Annotated in this window: 15 protein-coding genes and 1 tRNA gene; 6 read left to right on the top strand and 10 right to left on the bottom strand. The window is 60.9% G+C overall.

All coding sequences use genetic code 11. The features are described 5' to 3' along the window. Nucleotide 1 precedes the first annotated feature (1 nt). From HMPREF2943_RS03220 to HMPREF2943_RS12600, 4 genes are all read right to left on the bottom strand, one after another. The gene (locus tag HMPREF2943_RS03220) at nucleotides 2-2,839 is read right to left on the bottom strand and encodes an AAA family ATPase (RefSeq protein ID WP_070444262.1); all 2,838 of its coding nucleotides are present in this window, start codon (nucleotides 2,837-2,839) and stop codon (nucleotides 2-4) included. Next, entirely contained in the window at nucleotides 2,839-6,504 is a 3,666-nt protein-coding gene (locus HMPREF2943_RS03215) for a tubulin-like doman-containing protein (protein ID WP_070444263.1), read from the bottom strand. The genes HMPREF2943_RS03220 and HMPREF2943_RS03215 overlap by 1 nt, the downstream gene beginning before the upstream one ends. Nucleotides 6,505-6,574: 70 nt before the next feature. Continuing rightward, on the bottom strand, nucleotides 6,575-9,478 hold the full coding sequence (locus tag HMPREF2943_RS03210) for a VWA domain-containing protein (protein WP_070710788.1): 2,904 nt from the start codon (nucleotides 9,476-9,478) through the stop codon (nucleotides 6,575-6,577). Then, entirely contained in the window at nucleotides 9,478-10,155 is a 678-nt protein-coding gene (locus HMPREF2943_RS12600) for a PMP-22/EMP/MP20 family protein (RefSeq protein WP_246817259.1), read from the bottom strand. The genes HMPREF2943_RS03210 and HMPREF2943_RS12600 overlap by 1 nt, the downstream gene beginning before the upstream one ends. Nucleotides 10,156-10,573: 418 nt before the next feature. On the opposite strand from HMPREF2943_RS12600, the gene HMPREF2943_RS03200 reads away from it, so the two are divergent. The 4 genes from HMPREF2943_RS03200 to HMPREF2943_RS03185 all read left to right on the top strand — a co-directional run bounded on the left by HMPREF2943_RS03200 (nucleotide 10,574) and on the right by HMPREF2943_RS03185 (nucleotide 12,663). Then, a complete protein-coding gene (locus HMPREF2943_RS03200; protein WP_070444267.1) occupies nucleotides 10,574-11,308 on the top strand; it encodes a queuosine precursor transporter in 735 nt (244 codons plus the stop codon). A gap of 125 nt (nucleotides 11,309-11,433) precedes the next feature. Next, the gene (relB, locus tag HMPREF2943_RS03195; RefSeq protein ID WP_070444269.1) at nucleotides 11,434-11,643 is read left to right on the top strand and encodes a type II toxin-antitoxin system RelB family antitoxin; all 210 of its coding nucleotides are present in this window, start codon (nucleotides 11,434-11,436) and stop codon (nucleotides 11,641-11,643) included. 2 nt (nucleotides 11,644-11,645) lie between these two features. Further along, nucleotides 11,646-11,930 (top strand): type II toxin-antitoxin system RelE family toxin, encoded by a 285-nt coding sequence (locus HMPREF2943_RS03190; RefSeq protein ID WP_070444271.1) that lies wholly within the window; start codon nucleotides 11,646-11,648, stop codon nucleotides 11,928-11,930. After that, complete coding sequence (locus HMPREF2943_RS03185) at nucleotides 11,923-12,663, top strand: sortase family protein (protein ID WP_070710787.1); 741 nt, start codon at nucleotides 11,923-11,925, stop codon at nucleotides 12,661-12,663. The genes HMPREF2943_RS03190 and HMPREF2943_RS03185 overlap by 8 nt, the downstream gene beginning before the upstream one ends. Here HMPREF2943_RS03185 and tgt read toward each other — a convergent pair. Together tgt and HMPREF2943_RS03175 are read right to left on the bottom strand one after the other, a co-directional pair. Then, the gene (tgt, locus tag HMPREF2943_RS03180) at nucleotides 12,651-13,934 is read right to left on the bottom strand and encodes a tRNA guanosine(34) transglycosylase Tgt (RefSeq protein WP_010188410.1); all 1,284 of its coding nucleotides are present in this window, start codon (nucleotides 13,932-13,934) and stop codon (nucleotides 12,651-12,653) included. The two genes, HMPREF2943_RS03185 and tgt, sit on opposite strands and share 13 nt — an antisense overlap. A 6-nt stretch (nucleotides 13,935-13,940) precedes the next feature. Then, nucleotides 13,941-16,373, bottom strand: a complete 2,433-nt coding sequence (locus HMPREF2943_RS03175) for an MMPL family transporter (RefSeq protein ID WP_070710786.1) — start codon at nucleotides 16,371-16,373, stop codon at nucleotides 13,941-13,943. Between the two features lie 181 nt (nucleotides 16,374-16,554). Here HMPREF2943_RS03175 and HMPREF2943_RS12475 point away from each other — a divergent pair, with 181 nt between their 5' ends. Next, nucleotides 16,555-16,722 carry a hypothetical protein gene (locus HMPREF2943_RS12475; RefSeq protein ID WP_168163157.1) on the top strand — a complete coding sequence of 56 codons (168 nt, stop codon included), beginning with the start codon at nucleotides 16,555-16,557 and terminating at the stop codon, nucleotides 16,720-16,722. A 47-nt stretch (nucleotides 16,723-16,769) separates the two neighbouring features. Here HMPREF2943_RS12475 and HMPREF2943_RS03170 read toward each other — a convergent pair. From HMPREF2943_RS03170 to HMPREF2943_RS03155, 4 genes are all read right to left on the bottom strand, one after another. Next, nucleotides 16,770-16,860, bottom strand: a tRNA-Ser gene (locus tag HMPREF2943_RS03170). Between the two features lie 91 nt (nucleotides 16,861-16,951). Continuing rightward, on the bottom strand, nucleotides 16,952-17,149 hold the full coding sequence (locus HMPREF2943_RS03165) for a CsbD family protein (RefSeq protein ID WP_010188406.1): 198 nt from the start codon (nucleotides 17,147-17,149) through the stop codon (nucleotides 16,952-16,954). Nucleotides 17,150-17,241: 92 nt separating this feature from the next. Beyond that, nucleotides 17,242-17,685 (bottom strand): nucleoside deaminase, encoded by a 444-nt coding sequence (locus tag HMPREF2943_RS03160; RefSeq protein ID WP_010188404.1) that lies wholly within the window; start codon nucleotides 17,683-17,685, stop codon nucleotides 17,242-17,244. Nucleotides 17,686-17,719: 34 nt separating this feature from the next. Beyond that, complete coding sequence (locus HMPREF2943_RS03155) at nucleotides 17,720-18,223, bottom strand: tRNA adenosine deaminase-associated protein (RefSeq protein ID WP_070444279.1); 504 nt, start codon at nucleotides 18,221-18,223, stop codon at nucleotides 17,720-17,722. A 39-nt stretch (nucleotides 18,224-18,262) separates the two neighbouring features. Here HMPREF2943_RS03155 and HMPREF2943_RS03150 point away from each other — a divergent pair, with 39 nt between their 5' ends. Next, the gene (locus HMPREF2943_RS03150; protein ID WP_070710785.1) at nucleotides 18,263-19,291 is read left to right on the top strand and encodes a prephenate dehydrogenase; all 1,029 of its coding nucleotides are present in this window, start codon (nucleotides 18,263-18,265) and stop codon (nucleotides 19,289-19,291) included. Nucleotides 19,292-19,380: the final 89 nt, after the last annotated feature.

The following is a 19,380-nucleotide window of genomic DNA, read 5'->3' as shown; positions in this document are numbered from 1 at the left end:
GTCAGAAAGTTTCGTCGAGGTCTGAGAGGTCCGGCGCTTCCGGCCGGCCAAACGACGGCTGCGCAGTCGGGCTTTCGCTATTGCTCTGCCCCGGCGACTTGAAGCCCATGTGGTCCATGTCATCCAGATCATCCAAGGAGAAGTCCGAGGAATCCTTAAAGGACGGAGCACCAGACGCCGCATCCGGGATCAGGTACTTGAAATCAGTGATCCTTCCGTACTGCACCACGGTCACAGAACGTGAGAGCTGACTGGTCAGTGCGGTCTGGCTGTCCACCTCCACGATGCGGGTGCGCGAGCCGTCGATTTCGGTATATCCTTCAGCGCCGCCCGCATTGGTCAGCGCATTGGGGCTAAAGGCCTGAAGAGCACCCTTTTCCTGGTTCATGCCGTCGAGGAACTCGGCGGTGCTCTGAACGCGGCTGCCGCCTTCCTCGCGGAAGGTCACGCGACTGAGGTATTGCTGCAAGCTGCGGGCCATGCGTGGATCCGTAATGACCTTCTGCCATTCCTGTTGCTTGAGGTCGCGGTCCTGCATATAAGGGTGGTCAAGGCTGCGCGATAGGTTATCTAACGCAGTGCTGGAGCCGAGGCCAGCCATGCCCCACATCTCATTGAGCGCCACGGCCGAGTGGCCAGTGCGGTTGCGCTCAAAGGTGTCATTCATGTCATCGAGGAGGGACTTGAGCGAGCGGTGTGCCCACTCCGTCTGGAAAATGTGGGAGCGGATTTCATCCGTCATGCGCACGGCATCATCGCGGTTGAGCACGGCCTGAGCAATGCGAGCGTTCTCCGGAAGGCCCGACTGCGGCGTCCGCAGGTGATCGCTCGACGTCTCCTTGCGCCCAAAGGGCGCGTAGATAGCGCGGCCCAGCAATGCCGACCAGCTCAGGAACTGGTTATAGGCATTAGAGATACGCGAGATCTCGGCCGAGGCCGTCGCCAGATTCTGCGCGGCGATCTCTTGGTTGCGGTTCAACAGCTTGCGGCGCTGCACGTAGTCAAAGATCTCACGCTGAGCCTTGGTAAAGACCGCCCAAGAACACACAAGGAAAAGAAGAACAGCCAGGATGATGCCCACGACGTACCACGGCCAGTCGAACCACTGCAGGTACTCACCCAACGGCAAGTCCGGGTTGTAGCGGCCGGCCACCATGTAGGTCATCAGAGCAAGCACTACGAAGAACACAATCCACATCGTGCGCAGCTTTCGGGTCAGCGCTTTGTTCTCCGCGTTGAAGTCACGCGCTTGGAAGCTGTTGGCCAACTCTTGCAGTTCACGTGCCTTGGCGTGTGCGTCGCGGTACTTCTGCTGGGCGTGCCCCAGCTTCTCCCACAGGCCCTGGCCCACCTTCCACGCGAAGGTGGTGCTGTTCTTTGCTCGCCACGAAGCAAACTCGTGCTTCTTGCGGCTGACAGCTTCATTGCGGGTCTGCTGGCTGGTGTACTCAATATCGGCGGCGAAGCGCTCGGCACCCACCGGATCGAAAGGCGCGACGGTTGCTTGGGACTCGTGCGTATAGCCCAGAGTGCTGGTCATGAGCGGATGGAAGCCCTCGAAAGAAGCGCTGACATCCTGCACGGACTGGCCACCGTATTGCACGATGTACATGTTGCCCTGGTTATTGCGCAGCCCCTTGGTGTCGATGCTGTCGCGCCAGGATCCATCGACAAGCCCCAGCGCATAATCGTGATAGGCCTCCCACGTGCGCGAGAGTTGCGGCTCCTGGCCCAAGGAGAACTGCTGCTCGCGGGCAACTCGCATGGTGTGCTCACTGGCTTGGCGCAGCTCGTCGACGCTCGTCGCACCGCTGCCCTTACCGGAGTGCCCGGCCAAGACGACCTCCACGCTGGAGTCCGCACCGTAGAGCATCTTCTGCAGGAAGGTAGCCGCGTTCTTGTTCATTGCACCGCGCTGGCCCTCGACCCAATCCTGCGGCTTGCCCACCACGGTGGACCAGTACAAACGCAGGTTATCCTTCAACGCCGCCCAGCCGCTGACTTTGTGGGACTGCAGCTCCTCATAAGCGGTCGGAGCGCTCACCAACGGGGAAATCTCCTGGTTGATGAACATCTGGGCGCACTGATCCGTCAGCTGCTCCGGATTGGCGTAGTGCACGGCGCGAGAAATGTTATTGACCTGCGGCTGCGGTAGGCGCTGGCCGGGATCGAAGACGGCCTTCCTGACCTTGTCCTCAATATCACCGGCATCGATGGTGCGGTGGAAGGCACGCACCAAACGGAAGCGCTGCCGGTCACCGGTCTCGATGACGCGATGCGTATCCGGGTCCAGCACTGCCGGCTCGGGCATGCCGCGCCACAAACCGAAGATGCTGGCTACGGCTGGGGCTGCAAACTGTGCAAGCTCGAAACCGTTGGCAGTGCGCTTGATGGGGCGAATACGCGAGGAGGCCGGGGTTCCACCCTCCTCTGGGGAGAGCACGAGGTTACTCCAGCCCTGCAGCGGAGCGATGTCCACGCTCTCGCGCGGAAGAGCTGACAACAACAGACGCACGCGCAGGTTGGAGGCTTGAATCAGGCGCTGATCGACGGCCCCGACCCACTCCGTGAGCTTGGCGACGTCCTGCGGCTGTGCCGCATCCATCGGGTCAATGGTGGCGAGGAGGACGTCCCCGCTGAAGCTGCGGAGGGCATCGTCGAGCGTCGACAAGCGCGCCGTGCCCTCCTCCGTAAAGGAGCGCACAACGGCCCCGTTGATGGGGTGGGCATAGTCAATCCAAAGGAAGTCCTGCAGAAGGCCAACCGCACGCAAATCACTAAGACGCGAACGGATATCATCCGCCGTGGCGCCGTGTCCGAAAAAGATTACGTTCGTCATTAGAAGGTGTCATCCAGGTCGTTGAGGTTGAATTCCGGTGCGACGTCCTGGCCAAAGCCGGAATCGGAGCTACGCACCTGCGGGGCAGGCTGGGCGACGGGATTCTCCGCCACAGTCTTGGCCTGGTTCAGGTAGTTGCGGATAACCGGAACTACCTCGATGACGTCCAGCGCCAAGTCACGGTAGTACGGCGTATGCGATGCGACCTCGCGGGAGCGTACCTCCGCAAAGGGCTTTTCCTTCCGTCCCTGTCCCGGCAAGGAATTGGTGTGGCCCGGCACAAAGTGATCTGCGCCGCGGGTGAACTTATCCAGCTCCTCCACGAAGGATTCGTAGCGGTCCTGGATGGAGGTACCCATGACTCCGCGGTTCGGAGCTTCACCGGATGCCAAGAACTGCGCGAGGCGGTGAACCACCGGGTGCGTGGATGCACCGGAATGGGCGAAGTCCAGGCCGTCGTCGAAAAGCCCGCGCAACAGCTGGTATGGGTAGAGCGAGGAAGCGAATCCGTAGCGCCCGGTTTCCTGCACCTTCGCGTAGGCGATGAAGATGGACTCCAGAACCGAAGGCATCCAGTCGGATTTCTTGATCATGCGGCGCGGCGAGATAAGCAGCGGATCCGGGAAATCAACCCAGCCATTCACGCCACCATCCGTGTCATCGAAGATGTGGGCTGCCGCATTGGCTGCATCGGCGTTGGAAATGTAAACGCGGCCGGTAATGCGTCCGATGATCCAGCCCGCCACCATGGCCTGACGCTCCGTCTTCGTCAGCGGCAGGGCTGCCGGCAGCGGACGGGTGCGGCGCTCCGACCACCAGGAACCATCGAAATTGTCCTGCTTCTCGATGTCCTTGGCGATGTAGTTGAACATCGAAGAGAAGACGATCGGCGAGTAGTTGGGGTAGGAACCGAAGATCTCGATGTGCTGAACGTGATCCGACATGTTTAGCGAGTTGCGCAGAGCCACCGTGGAAGGCCCGTCAATCTCCGGGCGGCTGAGCACCGACTCCAGCTGGGAGGCAATGCCAGTTTCTGCGGAGCCAAGCTCCGCAAATGGGATATCGGAGAAGGAGTAGGTGTACTGCACGGACTTGCCGTGGATGCGCTGAACCATGTCGTCGTTAACAGCAGCCAACGGGCGGGCATAGCTCAGGGCCAGCTGGAAAGCCTCGATGAAGCGGCGCTGGCGCTCAGCGTGCTCGACCTCGTTGATGTCCGGGGTAAGAGTGAGGTAGCGGCGCAGATCCACCGAGTTGAACTTCTGGAACTCATAATCACGGCGGTTAATCCACTGGCGCGAGCGCTCCAGCAGATCAGTCGGGCGGATCTTAGCGTGGTAGTGCGCGCGCTGCGATTCGCGGGACTCACCACTTTGCGGATGGCGCGAGAGGTACTTGGACACCCAACCAGCACGGTTGGAGTAGGCATCGTTGGTACGCTTCTGCGGGGCCAGGGTGTCATTCGGCGCCTGGGCCGCATCGAGCGACTCCCATTCACCGCGGATGACCGCACGCACCGCAAAGGGATAAGCCTGCTCGTAATTGGTGACATCCGAGGTGGACTGCTGGCCCTGGATGGTACGCAACATCTGGTCCCGGTAGTCCGAAATGAAGGTGTTGACATCAGTCAGCATGATCTCGTTCTCGGCACCCTTGAAGCGGGTTTCCACGACCTCATCGAGCTCTGTTGGCCACGAGTTGACCTCGTCTGTGCGGACGTCGGCCAACTTGTTGGTCTCCGGGCGCTTTGACACGGCCTTCTCCAACACCGCGTGGGCATCCCCCAGCTCGCGCTTAAGGTGGAAGAGGTTCTCATCGGCATAGTCCTGCAGGACATCCTTGAGCAGGTGCGCAATGGCCATAAGGGCGTAGCTGTAGAACTGGTTGAAGTACAGACCCATCAGAGCATTAACCGTAGGAGTCGGGTCCGTCATCTGGCCCTTGCCAGTCAGCGGGCTGAGGATTGGATCCGCGCCTTCCGGCTTCGCCAACACGCGGGTGTTCTGGTAGTAGCCAGAGTACTCAGACAGGCACGGCAGGAGACGGTCAGAGTTGGTGAGCACATCCGTGATCTTGGAGAGCATCTCGCGCACATAGGGCACGCCCACCGCAGCCAGCTCCGACTCCACGGTGGCGAGGACACCATCGCTGAAGAAGTTGGCGTAGCGGTAAACAATGTCATACGCAGCATTGTTCAGAACCGATGCGATGGCCTGCTCATTGCGGGGATCGGCCATGTTGCCCTCAAACTCTTCGCGCCATTCGTTGACGTTGCGGCCCTGGCCCACCGGAATGAAGTTCTGCAGGTGCTTCGCGGCGCTGTCCGCGGCTTGCTGGGCTTGGCCACCGAACACACTGTTGAGCCAGTTCCAGACGCTACCGCTATCGATCTGTCCGCCCTGTGCCCAGGAAGGATCAAGCGTCATAGAGCTAAAGGCGCTAGGCAGGCGCTCCTCCAACTTCTTCGCAATCTGCATCTCGCCGGCCTCGGGGTTCTGCGGATCGAGGTGGCCGTTGAAGAGGCGCTCGAAGGCGCTGCGGGCAAGGCGCTGGGAAGAGTATTCGGCAAAGCGGTCACGGCCCATCGAAACCTGGGCATAACCCAGCGAACCCCAGGGCAGGCGCCCCCACGGCGTGCCGTCCGGGCGATCCCAACCGAAGAAACGGCGGCCGCCATCACCGGCCGGGGTGTTAGTCAGCGCGTAGGACACGAGGTTATCGCTGGCCTTGGTGGAAGCCATCAGCCCCGCCAACGCGCGGCCCAAGCCGCGGTAGATGGACATGGCGGAACCATCGCCGAAGCGAGCGCTGGTGGTGCCCATCTTGGAACCAATGGGGAAAATACGGCCGAAGGTCTGCCCCTCCGGCGGGGTTCCCATGTCGAAGGCCTCAAAGATAGCGCGGTCGTGATCATACGCATTACCCATCTGTGCGGCGACAACCTCACCGAACATAGCCAGCGAGTTCGGCCACGCGCCGGCCATGTCATCCGCCTTGTTATCGGCGAAGATTTCCGGGGTGTACATGAAGATGAGGGTGCCCTGCGGGTTCACGTTCGGAATAGTGGTGAGTACACGGCACACATCCAAGAACATCGAGGCGCCCGCGCCACCTGCCATGGAGGAGACAACGAGGACAACCGGCTGGGAATCACCGGTATCGGTGTCCAGCTTGGTCTGCTTGTAGTTGAGGCGGTTGAGCTCCTGGATTGCCTCCTGCGTGAACATCTCATCCACCGCTTCCTTGAGCGACTGGCGGATCTTCTTGAGATTCGGCAGGGTCAGCATACGGCCAATCGCGCGGTACTGGCCGGCGCCATCAGCCAGCTTCACGTCATTGGTAGAGGGGTTGCGGGTGGCCCACGTTGCGATCTCACCGAGCTTGCCGGCACGGCCCAGGATGCTGGACACGCCCTCATCGAAGGTGTTGTAGTTCTGGCGAGCACCAATGCCCACGTAGTGGCCGCCATTCTGGGTAACATTCGGCAGCTTCTGCGGGCCTGCCTCCTCCTCGAGCGGCACATCGATGTTGACGAACTGCCAGGCCTTGGGCAACTCGGTCATGTCCGGGTCGATGCTTCGCAGCTCGGCCTTGAGCTGGTCCATCATGAACGCCAGTGTCTTGGCGCCGGAGCCACCGCAACCGACGACGAGGAACTTCTTCATCTTTAACTACCTTTCGAAGGGGAGGTTCGCTTCTGTGCTGTTTATGTCTGTTGTGTGCTGCTCTGCCGGCTTAACCCTGGGAGCCAAATCCCGGGGCTGGGGGCCAGCCGCCGTTATTACCAGGGTTACCAGGATTGTCTGGGCGCTGCTGGCCCGGTTGGCCAAAGCTCGGGCCGCCGCCGAAACCAGATCCACCACCAAAGTGTGGTGCTCCACCGAAGCCGGGGCGCCCCGGCTCAGCAGCGCGGCCTGGCTGGCTCTGCGGTGATGGGCCCGAAGGCTGGGACTGGCCGAAACCACCGGGTTGCGGTGCCTGTTGCTGCCCACCAGGGCGGGGAGCCCCAGGTTGCGGAGCACCCTGCTGCGGGGCGCGTTGCGGCGGCGGACCGCTCGGCGGCTGGGAGCCAGGCTGGTTCTGCTGGACCGGCTGCCCCGGCTGGCCTGCCTGCGGCGGCGTCTGTGCCTGCTCAGCCTCTTCGGCTGGGAATTCAACTTGGTCAAAGAGTTGCAGGGCCTGGCGGCTGATCTCCTTGGACATCTCGTCATATGCGCTGGCCTGCGCCAACGTATCGATGGTCATAACAATCTCGCCGGAATCGCGGTCCTTCTTGTTGCCGATGAAGAACCACGTATTCTGCACCGCAAGCGGCAACACTGCCCGGTAACCGGACTTCTTGCCCTTACCGGAAATAGTGCCATCGCGCTGGACCTCCACGTGGGCGGCAGTGAAGGGGCTCAGCCCCATCTTTACCTTGGCGTCATTACTGCCCAAGCGGGCAGAACGTGCAGAGGCTTCCACCGGAACGGCACCTTGGAACTCTTCCTTGGACACCGCGAACGGGCGGCCGTTATCGGTACGCACGAGGTTCGCACCATCACGGCGTACCGGGATGGTCTTCGCAAACATGCGGGGCTTTTCCGGAATGCGGCCGCTAAACCACTTCATGAAGTACAGGATGGCCAGCGGAATCAGCAGTGCTAGCAGTACCGCCAGGACAAAGGAAAAGCCAAAAGCAGACTTGCTCAATGGTGCGGTCATGGAACCCTGCAGCGTCAACGGCAGCTCCATTTGCTGGTTGTCTTCAGCAGATTGCAGGTTAATGACCGGCTCCACGCGCAGCGGGCCATCCGCCATCTCTTCCACGCTGAGGGTTACCGGGATGGTCGCCTTCTCATCCTTGGAAAGCTCGAGCGCGGAATCTTCCGAGTTGTGCTTGGAACTCACCGCAACGGAAGGAACTCCTGCGGGAAGCATTCCGCCCTCAGAATCCATGGTCTGGTCCGCTACCCACACCTTGCCGGGGCCGGTCACGGGAACGTCGACGGTAATCTCTTTCTCCGTCATGGTGATCGTCTGCGCCGAGCCCACCGTCGGCATATTGACCGGGGTAACGGTCAACGGCGTTTCTGCATTGATGGGATCCAGCTTCGAGCCCGGACGCTCACCGGTGTCCTTAGTGGTGATCTCCACGCGGGTGAGCAACTGACCGGATGCTGCGTTTTCCACCTTCTCCAGCGGAATATCTACCTGCTGCCCATCAGTGATCGGCGCATTCTCCACGAGGGTGACCGGGGAGCCGTCCTCTGGTACGAACTCCGCATACAGGGTTCCCTCACCCTCTAGTGCACGCGGCTCGCCCTTGCCATCGACCAACTGTCCCTTCAGGATCTGGTCAGAGTTGATGCCGCCTTCTACCTTGGCCCCATCTTCGGTCTTGAGGTCTAGGTTGAGGCCCGGCACCATGACGACGGATGCGAGGTACTCGCCTTCCGTGCCCTCAGCCACCTTGTAACCAAAAGTCCACGCGCCTGCCCAGGCATCGCCGTCCTTTTCCATGGCGATATCAACCATGCCCGGCAGCTTGTTGTTCTCCGTGACAGAAACCTTCGCACCGGCGACGCTGGTGGTATCCGGCTTGAGCTCCACGGTTTCGCCATCGGGACCAGTCAACGTTGGGATGAGCTCGCCTTCATCCACCGAATTCTTCGGCACCGCCGACAAGCGCACAGGGGACACGGAGTTATCAAGGACGAAATCAAACTGGTCCTTGAAGTTGCCGTCCTTGGTCACACCACCTGAGGTGGGGATGAGGTTACGGAAAGCCGCGAACAGCGCTGCTGGGTCCTCACCCGCGTCAAAGAATGCACCGTTCGGGGCACCCTGACCGCAGTCTTCGCCCTCCGCCATGCGGGTGAGCTGGCGAACCTGATCTTGGGCTTCCGCAGCCGGAACGAGGCCCACGTTGAAGAGGCGAATATTGGAGTTGCGGAACGCGGTGACAGAGGAATTGACCTCACACAGCTTGTCCTGCGCACCCTGGAGATCGTTGGCTTCGGCATCCGTGTAGTACTTGCCATCGGTAAAGAACACGATGCCGCGGCAGCTACTGCCTTGGTGAGAAGCCAGTTCCTTCAACGCGCCTTTGTAGGCCGCGCCGTAGTTGGTTTCGAGGTCCGCTACGCGGTCCTCCTTGCGGAACTTGTCCAATTCCCCCTGCAGGGCATCGCCGTTACCGGAGACGTTGGTCCATCCACCGTACTCGGCCGGATCGCTGTAATAGTCAGAACCAAAGCCGGCGAGTTTCACGTTGATGTCTGCGCCATTGTCTTCACCGAGGTTGGCCAGCTGCTTTACGATGTCCGCCGTGGCATCAACGCGGAAGGCATCGGCATCCGTCGGCTGCGAGCCCTCATACCCCACCAACGACGCTGATTGGTCAAGAACGAAAAGCAGGTCTGCAGATTTCTCGCTGGCAATACAGGAGCCGAAATCAGACAAGTTCTTTTGTGAGACTTCTGAGAGCGAGGATTCGGAACCGATTCCCTCAGGGCGTTCTTCCGGCTGAGCTTCTGGGGCTTCAGGAGCTTCCGGAGGTGGCGGCGGAGCGTCCTGCGCTACCGCTCCCAGGCTGCCACCGAAGCCAGCGATTGCCATCGCCGCGGATAGGGCAAGAACTCGAGTGAACTTCTTCATTAGGCGCCAACCGCCTTTCCTACGTAGAAGGCGATTTCCACCGCAGCAATAATGACAAGAACAAAACTTCCACCCATGATGATGCGGTAGAGCAAGGTTTGCGTGGTGTCCTCAACATAAAAGGTCTCGGCTTGACGCTGCGTGTTCTTCAGCGTGTACAGGCCCAAGAGAATAAAGGACACGATTCCGGCCAGCAGCCATCCACCGATAGCCAGGACAAAGAACACAGTCTGTGTCGGCGAAGCGATGAGCGGCGCGATCACCAACAGGATCAGCGCGATAACCGCAGAAACGCCAGCGGCGATGAGCAGCGGCCATGGCCCCTTCGTTGGGCTGGTCGGTGCAGTCACCTGACGGCGGTAATCCGGTGCGGGCGAGGATTCACCGAAACCATCAGACGAGCCCGGCGCGCCAAAGGAGCCGCCTGCACTCGAACCTGGGTTATTCCCCGCAGGGCTCGCCGGATTGGGGGCAGAACCGAAACCAGAGCCCTGGCCAAAATCAGCACCGGGGGAAGGCTTCTGCGCGGGGTTCTGGGCCGGATTGGGGGCTCCAAAGCCACCGAAGCCCCCAGACCCACTGGGCGCACCGAACCCGGAACCTCCACCTGGTTGATCAGCTCCTTGCGGCGGACGCCCGCCAAACTGTGGTGACGAGCCTGGGGAACCAAACGTCATATCGATGACCTTCCCTAATACGAAGTTGGGCCACCGGCGAACCTGGTACCTTCCCCATCTAGCGACGCAGAAGGTAGAAGATCCGCCGGAAAGCTCTAAGGACCAGAAACCAAGGTAGCCGCACCCCCTGACATGACGTGTCTTTCTCTGGCCTCGAAATTCGAACGCGCCCGAATCTCTTCGAGCGCGCGCCATGCACACAATAGACAGGAAACGTTCAGGGAATACGAAAACGTTGCAAGCAAAAGAATGCCATACTGCGTGCATTATTTCTGCCCAGTTCATAGATCTTTATGGGCACAGCACCGAGAGCGCACCCCCGAAACAGCCAGTTCCGCTGCAGGTTCTCAGGAAACAGCCGGGTGAGGGAGCACTCCCCATTTCTGCTTCCCCCAGTTTCGTGGAAAAATGCTGTTCCATGACAACTCAATCGGCAACCGCAACCACCACAAACGGTGGCGAGAGCATCCGATTCATCCCGGTACATTCCACCTTGTACCCGTGGCTGGTCGCGGTGTTCGTCGTTACCTTCCTCATTTCGAACATCAACGCCACGAAGGGCGTCCAGCTCGGCCCACTCATCACCGATGGCGCCTTCTTCCTCTTCCCCATCGCCTATATCGTGGGCGATGTTCTCTCTGAGTGCTATGGCTTCAAGTCCACCCGCCGCGCCGTTTATATCGGTTTCGCCATGGCGCTTCTGGCCGCAGTTTCCTTTTATATTGCAATTTGGCTGCCCGCGGCTGATTTCTACGAAGGTCAGGAAGCCTTCGCCGCCACGCTGGGCCTCGTCCCGCAAATCCTGCTGGCTTCCCTCGTCGGCTACGTCGTGGGCCAGCTGCTCAACTCCTTCACCTTGGTCAAGATGAAGGCCCGCTCAGGCGAGAAGGGTCTCATCGCCCGCCTTGTTGCTTCCACCGTCGTCGGCGAATTCGGCGATACCCTGCTGTTCTGCGCCATCGCAGCACCGGTCATCGGCATCGATTCCTTCAGTGGCTTCCTGAACTACGTCATCGTGGGCTTCCTCTGGAAGACCGCCTGCGAGGTCATCATGCTTCCGCTAACCACGCTGGTTATCTCCTGGGTCAAGCGCCGCGAGGATTACGCACCTATCGACGAGGCCGAAACCTCTACGGCAACACAGCCTCAGTAACAGCAACAGCTACCCGTCCCGAATTTTCACCCCCTTGGCACACACTGTGCTGAGGGGGACTATTTCTCTCTTCCCTTTACTCTCCCCATTGAATACAATGTATTCACGATGGTTAAGGAGGAAATATGGCTACTTTGACAATTCGCATGGATGATAACGACGCTGAACTCGTTCGAAATCTAGCCACATTTGAAGGCCGTACAATATCTGATTTTGCCCGAGCAGCGCTTTTAGAACGGGTCGAAGACTACTACGACCTTCAGGAACTGCGCGCAGCAATGGCAGAGGATTCTGGCGAACGGTTTAGCCTTAATGAGGTCCTCGAGGATCTCTAAAGATGCCGGAGAGAATTACTTCATATCACGTCGAATTCACGTCGAAAGCCCGCAAACAGCTAAAGAAGTTTGACCGATTCGATGCGCGAATCATCGTGACGTGGATCCAAAAGAACCTCGAAGGCTGCGAAGACCCTCGAGCTCTCGGAAAAGGGTTGACTTCAAACCGTTCAGGCGAATGGCGCTATCGGGTCGGTTCTTACCGCATTCTGGCGTACATCCACGACCAGAAAGTAACGATTGAGGTATTCGCTATTGGCCACCGGAAGGACATCTACGATGCATAAGCATCGACGAACTTCACTCCTCCCTATCCTTGGCCTGGCCACAGCCTTAAGTCTTGTGGCGTGCTCGGCGGGGACGGAAGAAGACCCGTCGCCTGAAACGACGAGCCACGCGGCACCGGAAACGACGGCGGTGAGCAGTGAGGCGTCGCCAAGCACAGCACCCAGCACCACCCCTACCCCGCCGCCGCTCAATGAGGGCCCGGCACCCGCACTGACCGGCACGTTTGAGATGGACGGCCCAGCCACCATCACGGGCGCGACCTATGACTCAATGCCCTTCGTCGTGCCCCTCAACCCCGCAGGGCCGCAAGAGACCATGGTGCGATGGGTACAAGACTGGGGCGAGTCCCCCGCCACAGCGGAGCAGGGTACCACCTACGTGTTGGGCCATGCCTGGGGCCAGCAAAAACTGGTATTTAACCCCTTCTCCGAGGTGGTCACCGCCAACGTTGATCTGAGCAACCCCACCGCCGTGGAGGGCCTCGACGGGGCGCAGGTGCAGCGCTTTACGACGCCCATCCTCAACGGCTCCCACATCCGCATGACCTCCGAGGGCGGTGCCGGGCGCGAGTGGATCGTGGATAACGCCTTCCTGGTTGATAAGGAGCAGCTGGGCAGCGACGCCGACCTCATGAATACCGAGGTCCCCGGGCGTATCGTGCTCATTGCGTGTGCGGTGGACGGCACATCAGACTTGGAGTACAACGTCATCGTCACCGGTCACTTGGCGTAATAGCGCCCCAGGAATTCATCGCGATAAGCCTCGTAATAGCCGCCGTCGATGGACTCCCGAATGTTATCTACCAGGCGGATCATGAACTCCAGGTTGTGGATAGTGCACAGCGTGCCAGCCAAGAATTCCTTGGCTTTGAGCAGGTGGTGGAGGTAGGCGCGGGAGTAATTCTCCGACACATAGCCGCCGAATTCCTCATCCACACCAGCAAAGTCACGCTTGAAGCGTGCATTGGTGAGGTTCATGCGGCCATCAAGGGTGTAGACGCCACCGCGGCGCGCCAGGCGGGTCGGCGCCACGCAGTCGAAAGTATCGGCACCAGCCTCAACGGCGGTAAAGATGTCATCCGGTTCAGAGATACCCAGCAGGTGCCGGGGCTTATCGACGGGCAACTCATCGCATACCCAGCCCACAATCGTGCCCAGGTTCTCCTTCTCCAATGCGCCACCGATGCCGAAGCCACCGAATCCGCGACGGCCATTCGCTTCGGCGCGATCGGAGAGCTCCACCAGCCCGCGCGCGGCCTGACGGCGCAGGTCCTCATACTGCGCGCCCTGCACCACGCCCCACAGGGATTGGCGCGGTTTCTGCGGGCCGCGGGCGAGCGTCAACCGGTCGTGCTCATCCAGGCAGCGCTGCGCCCAGCGGCGCGTGCGCTCGACGGATTCCTCCTGGTAGGTGCGGGTATCCACGAGCGTGGTGAGCTCATCGAAGGCAAACATAATGTCCGCGCCCAAGCCATGCTGGATCTGCATGGAGACCTCTGGGGTGAAGCGGTGTGTGGAGCCGTCGATGATGGATTTAAAATCCACGCCATCCTCATCGACCTGCGCCATACGCTCCTTCTTGGCCGCACGGATATCGGAGTCCGTTAGGTCCGCCACGTCCATGGCGAGGACCTTTTTGAAACCCACGCCGAGGGACATGACCTGGAATCCGCCTGAGTCGGTATACGTCGGCCCATGCCAATTCTCGAAGGCAGCCACGCCACCGGCCTCGTCCACGATGTCGTGGCCCGGCTGCAGGTAGAGGTGATAGGCATTGGACAAGATAGCCTGGGCTCCGGTGAGGCGAATCTGCTCCGGGGTCAGCGTCTTCACCGTGGCCTTGGTGGCCACCGGGATGAAGGCCGGGGTCTGGATATCACCGTGCGGGGTATGGATAACACCGGTGCGGCCGTGCTTTCCCGGTTGTGCTGGACCGCTTAAATCTAGCTCCTTCTTCACGTCGAAGGAAAGGTCGGTCTCAAGCTGCGGCTTAGGGTGAGTCATAGGGAACTATTCTACGGGCTGCGCTGCCTTATCCTCTGCTTCACGGGATGCTGCCGCGTGTTTGCGCTCCCATTCTTCTTCCAACGCCGTGCCCTCGATGTCGAGCTGTGGGATCAGCTTGTCCAGCCACTTCGGCATCCACCAGGTGGTGTGCCCCATGAGGAACATGGTGGCGGGGACAAGCGACATGCGGACTAGGAAGGCGTCGAAAAGCACGCCCGCCGCCAGCGCGAAGCCGAAGATCTGGATGAAGGGCAGCGGCTGGCTGATAAAGGCCACGAAGACGGAAATCATGATGATGGCCGCGGCGGTGACCACGCGGGCACCGGCGGTAAAGCCGGCGATGGTGGCCTCATCATTGGCGTTGTACTTGCTGTACTTGCCACCGCTGCCCTGCGGGTAGCGGGAGAAGTGCTCACGCATGCGGGTGACCAGGAAGACCTGATAGTCCATGGCTAGGCCGAAGGTCACGCCGATGAGGAAGATGGGCATGAAGGAAATCAGCGGGCCCGGCGCGGGCACCAGGCCGGTGAGACCGTCCTGCCACACCAGCACGGTCAGGCCGAAGGCACCGCCGACGGAAAGCAGGAAGCCTAAGCCCGCCACCAATGGGACCAAGATGGAACGGAACACCGCCAACAGCAGGAAGATGGCCAGGCCTACCACGATGGCAAGGTATGGCCCCATGGCTTCCTCAAGGCGCTCGGTGATATCGAGCTGCACCGCAGTCAGGCCTGTCATGCCGATCTCGGCACCGGTGGCATCCTCCAGCTCCGCGCTGGCGGTGCGCAAAGCGGAGGCGGTGCCAACCGTGGCCTCATCCGTCGGCGCGGTAGTGGGACTGACCATGATCTGCGCTGCCTTCATATCCTTGCTCACGCCCACCAACTGGGCGTGCTTGACCCCGCCGACCTGGTTCAGGCGCTGCACGGAATACATAAAGGAAGAAAGAGCGGCCTTCTTCTGCTCATCCTCTTCGCCCTCCTGACCCTGGATATAGGGCTGCAAAGCCGCGGAATCCGGGTTGGCGTTAGCGCCATCCACGATCACTAAGAAGGGGCCGTTGATGCCGGGGCCGAAGCCCTCGGACAGCAGGTCCGCCGCCTTGCGCTGGGTGGTATCCGGATTAGACGTGGTATCCGCCGGAAGCGCCAGCTCCATGTGCAGAACCGGAGCGGTCAAAGCACCGAGGCCGAGCACCACCAAGGCCATGACGACACCGGGGACACGCTGCACCGTGCGCACCCAACGGTTGCCCATCGTTGGTTTCGTGCGGCGCGGTCGGCGCTTCGTGGGGTTGCCGGCCACGCCGGGGATGCGCCCGGCGAAGGCCTTATCACCGAGCAGGCCCAGCATCGCGGGCACCAAGGTCAGCGCCACAAGCACGGCCATGAAGACCGTGCCCGCAGCCGCCAGGCCCATCGCCGTCAAGAAACTAATGCGTGCCACCAGTAGGGCGAAGAGCGCGATGAAGACCGTCGCACCGGCAAAGACCACCGAGGAACCCGCCGTACCAACGGCCATGCCGGCGGCATCCGGCCCGTCCATGCGGGAGCGCTCCTGCCGGTAACGCGACATGATGAACAGCGCATAATCGATGCCCACGGCCAGGCCAATCATGACGGCCAGCACCGGGGTGAGGTTGTTGAGCTCCATCCAGTGGGTCGCGATCATGACGCCCATCGCACCGAGCCCCACCCCCACAACCGCGGAGATAAGCGGCATGCCCGCGGAAGCCAAGGAACCGAAGGTAATGATGAGGACGATAAACGCCACGGCCAGGCCGATGACCTCAGAAATCGAGTTGACCTGGATTTCATCACCGAAGCCTGCGCCGCCGGCCTCTACCTCCAAGCCCACCGCACGGCCGATATCCATGGCCTCATGGACCACGTCTTTATCCGCGGGGTCCACCGAATAGGGGCTCTCCGCGTCAAAATCGAAGGTGGTATAAGCAATGGTCTCATCGGCATTGACCATGGCCAGGTTGTCGGCATCCGCCCGTGCGGTCTCCTCCGGCAAGCCCATGGAGGTGAACTGCTCGATGACCTGCTGCTGCAGTGCTGGCGATACGTCGAGCGGGTTACCCCAGCGCTGCTGGCTGCCCTCCGGGATATCCAAGCCTTCTGCAATGTGGTGCACCACGTCCTCGACCGCTTCTTTATTCTGCGGGTCACTGAGCTTCTGCCCTTCCGGGGCCTTGAAGACGAGGTTGACCGACGGCGCATTGGCCGGGTTACCGTTCTCCGGGAAGAGCTCCACCGCGCGGCGGGTGGCATCAATAGCGGGCGTGCCGCTGATGGAGTACTCCGTGGTCATCGGCTTCATCAAGCTCAAGGTCGCTCCGCCCGCGGCCGCCACGATGAAGATCCAGGCAATGATGACCTTCCATCGGTTGATGTAAGACCAGCGGCCTAGGTGGTAGAGCAGCTTTGCCACGGAAATTCCCCTTCACATGCGCGATTATTGCTCGCGGAAGCTTTGGTGGTGGACACGAATGTGCACCAGTTTAACCAGTTGGGCTGTGAAGCCCTAACGGTCTCGTAAGAGTTCAACGACCCCTCCAGAGTGTGGCCAGCGCTACAATACGGAATTACTGAAATACTCTAGGAGCACCACCATGTCTACTTTCGTCATCGTCGCCATCGCGGCCATCCTTCTCATTGCCATCCCAGCGGGCATGATGAGCCGGCGGATACACAAGCGTACGGAAGACCACGACCCCGAGGCGCGCCAAGCCGCGCTGGATTTCCAAAGAGATGTTGATAGAGGGCGAGCTGGCTTCTAAAACACAAAAGACCGGCACCCCAGAGCTAAGAACTGGAGTGCCGGATGTGGCGGTGGCGGCGGGATTTGAACCCGCGGTTGGGGGTTACCCAACAATCGCTTTCGAGGCGATCACCTTCGGCCGCTCGGACACGCCACCGCGTTCCAGATTACGTCGAGTAGCCCCGAGCGACAAAATCGCTGCCCACGCCAGGCGGCGGGACAGCGATTCAGCTACTTAAGGCTAGGAATTAGTCCTTGAGGTTTCCGATGACCTCGTTGGCCTTATCCTTGACGCCCTCAACGGCGTCGGAAGCCTTCTGCTTGGCCTCAGAGGTGACCTGGTCGGCCTTGCCCTCGTTCTCCAGCTTCTCGTTGTCGCTTACGTTGCCAGCGGCTTCCTTAGCCTTGCCAACAAACTCGTCCTTCTTGTTCTCGAAATCACCCATGGTTTTCTCCTTACTTTCTACGTCTCTCACGTGGACCACCCAGCCTACACGCGAATCGGAAGGTGGATCCGAGACCACGTCCCAACTCAGGGCTACTCGCTGCTTCCGCGCAGACCCCCGAAGAAGCCTGTGAGCAGCTCCGCGCACTCTTCCTCCAGCACACCGCTGCGTACCTCCGGTACGTGCAGGGCGCCAGGGGCGCGCAATACCTCCACCAGCGAACCACACGCCCCCGTCTTCGGCTCAAAGGCACCAAAGACCACCGAGGACACCCGGGAAGCCTGAATCGCACCAGCGCACATCGCGCAGGGTTCCAGGGTGACGACCAGCTCGCAGCCTTCCAGCCGCCAGCCATCGCCATGCACGCGCACCGCCTGACGGATGGCTTCCACCTCTGCGTGCGCGGTGGGGTCATTCAGCTGCTCGCGGCGGTTAACGCCGGTGGCGAGTTCGTTACCGGAGGCGTCGTACAGCACGGCTCCTACCGGGATATCCCCCACCGGCGTCGTGCGTGCGACCTCCAGGGCGCGACGCATGCGAGACTCCGCGCGGACCAGCCCCGCCGCTGGTTTAAGAATCATCCGAGTCGAGGCCGTCGATGAAATCCTCCAGCTCATCACCAAAGCCCAGCTCGCCGGCGATGCGCAGGAGCATATCGGAAGGCCAGTCCTCATCGTTGTCGATGATGTAGCCCACCTGGTCCTCATCGAGGCCGAGGTCCGCGAAGATGTCGAAGTCACCGTCACCGTACGGGTCGGCGTCCTCCCACTCGTCTTCGTCCAAATCCGGGATATCGATATCGCGCAGGTCCAGGAAATCCGCGGCGAAATCGTCTTCGGAGGCATAGGTGGCGTCGGAAAGCAGCATGCGCACATCCCCCGGCACCGGGCGCACGACGACGAAATAATCATCCTCCACGCACAACAGCGCAAATGCCGCTCCCTCCGAACGCAGGTTGCGCACCGCCTTGATGGAGGTGTTGACGTCGGTAAAGTCATCCTTGAAGGGGCGAATCACCCACGCGCCTTCGGCGCTGGTGACGGTGATAGCAAAGGACAGATCGTCGTGGCTCATACCTCGTCAGATTAGTCGGATTGTGCGACAATTGTCACCGTGAGTTCTCAAGATGTTCAACGCCCCGTCTGCATTATCGGCCTCGGTCTCATTGGAGGTTCCCTCCTGCGAGACCTAGCTGCTGCACGCCATTCCGTGTACGGCTATAACCACTCGACTTCTGGTGCGCGAACGGCCATTAAGCAGGGCTATGACGTCACCGATGATCTGCCGGCTATCCTGCGCCGCGCCGAGGAGGACAATGCGCTCATCGTCATCGCGGTGCCCATGGATGCGGTTGCCTCGGTCCTCGACGTCATTCAGGAACACGCCCCGAGCTGCGGGCTGACGGATGTCGTCTCGGTCAAGGCCGAGGTTCGCCAGCTCATCGTGGAGCGCAACATGGAGTCACGCTACGTGGGCGGCCACCCCATGGCCGGCACCTCCAAGTCCGGTTGGGAGAACTCCCACACCGGACTATTCAACCGCGCTGCTTGGGTTATCACCTACGACTACGCCGCTGAATGCGATGCGCGCGGCGAGCGCATCCCCACCGAATGGGAGAACATTTTTGCCGACGTGGTCCGCATGACCCAGATGGTTCACGCTGAGGCGGTTCCGGTGCGTGTGGCGAACCACGATGCCGCGGTCGCCCGCATTTCGCACTTGCCACACGTGCTGGCGGAGACCCTCGCGGTGGTTGGCGATAATGGCGGTATTCTGGCGCAGTCCCTGGCGGCTGGCTCCTTCAAGGACGGAACCCGCGTGGCAGGAACACGCCCGGACCTGGTGCGCCAGATGTGCGAGACCAACTCGACGGCGCTGATCCAGGCCCTCGACGAGGCCCTTGAGTTGCTGCACGATGCGCGCGACTCGCTGGCCTCGGAGCAGCCTTCCATCGCCGCGCTTGCCGACGCTGGCTTCCGCGCCCGCACCCGCATCGAAGCCCGGTCCGGCGCTCGGAAGGAATCGGTCTCCCCGGTGAAGATCTCGTCTCGCCCGGTCTTGCGTTTGCACCCGGGCGCGCCGAACTGGGTGGCGCAGCTGCGCCAGACCGAGTCTTTGGGCGGGCGCATCGAGATCTTCTAGCCCGCTCTGACAGCGAATATCAGCCGGAAGGCGGTTCTGTCCACGGGGCAGCCCGCAGTTAGCAAAAGGCATCTTGCAGATGGCATCTG

Origin of the sequence: Corynebacterium sp. HMSC072D12, from assembly GCF_001813925.1 — a bacterium.
GTDB classification, from domain to species: domain Bacteria; phylum Actinomycetota; class Actinomycetes; order Mycobacteriales; family Mycobacteriaceae; genus Corynebacterium; species Corynebacterium aurimucosum.
This window is presented reverse-complemented; position numbering and strand designations above follow the sequence as displayed.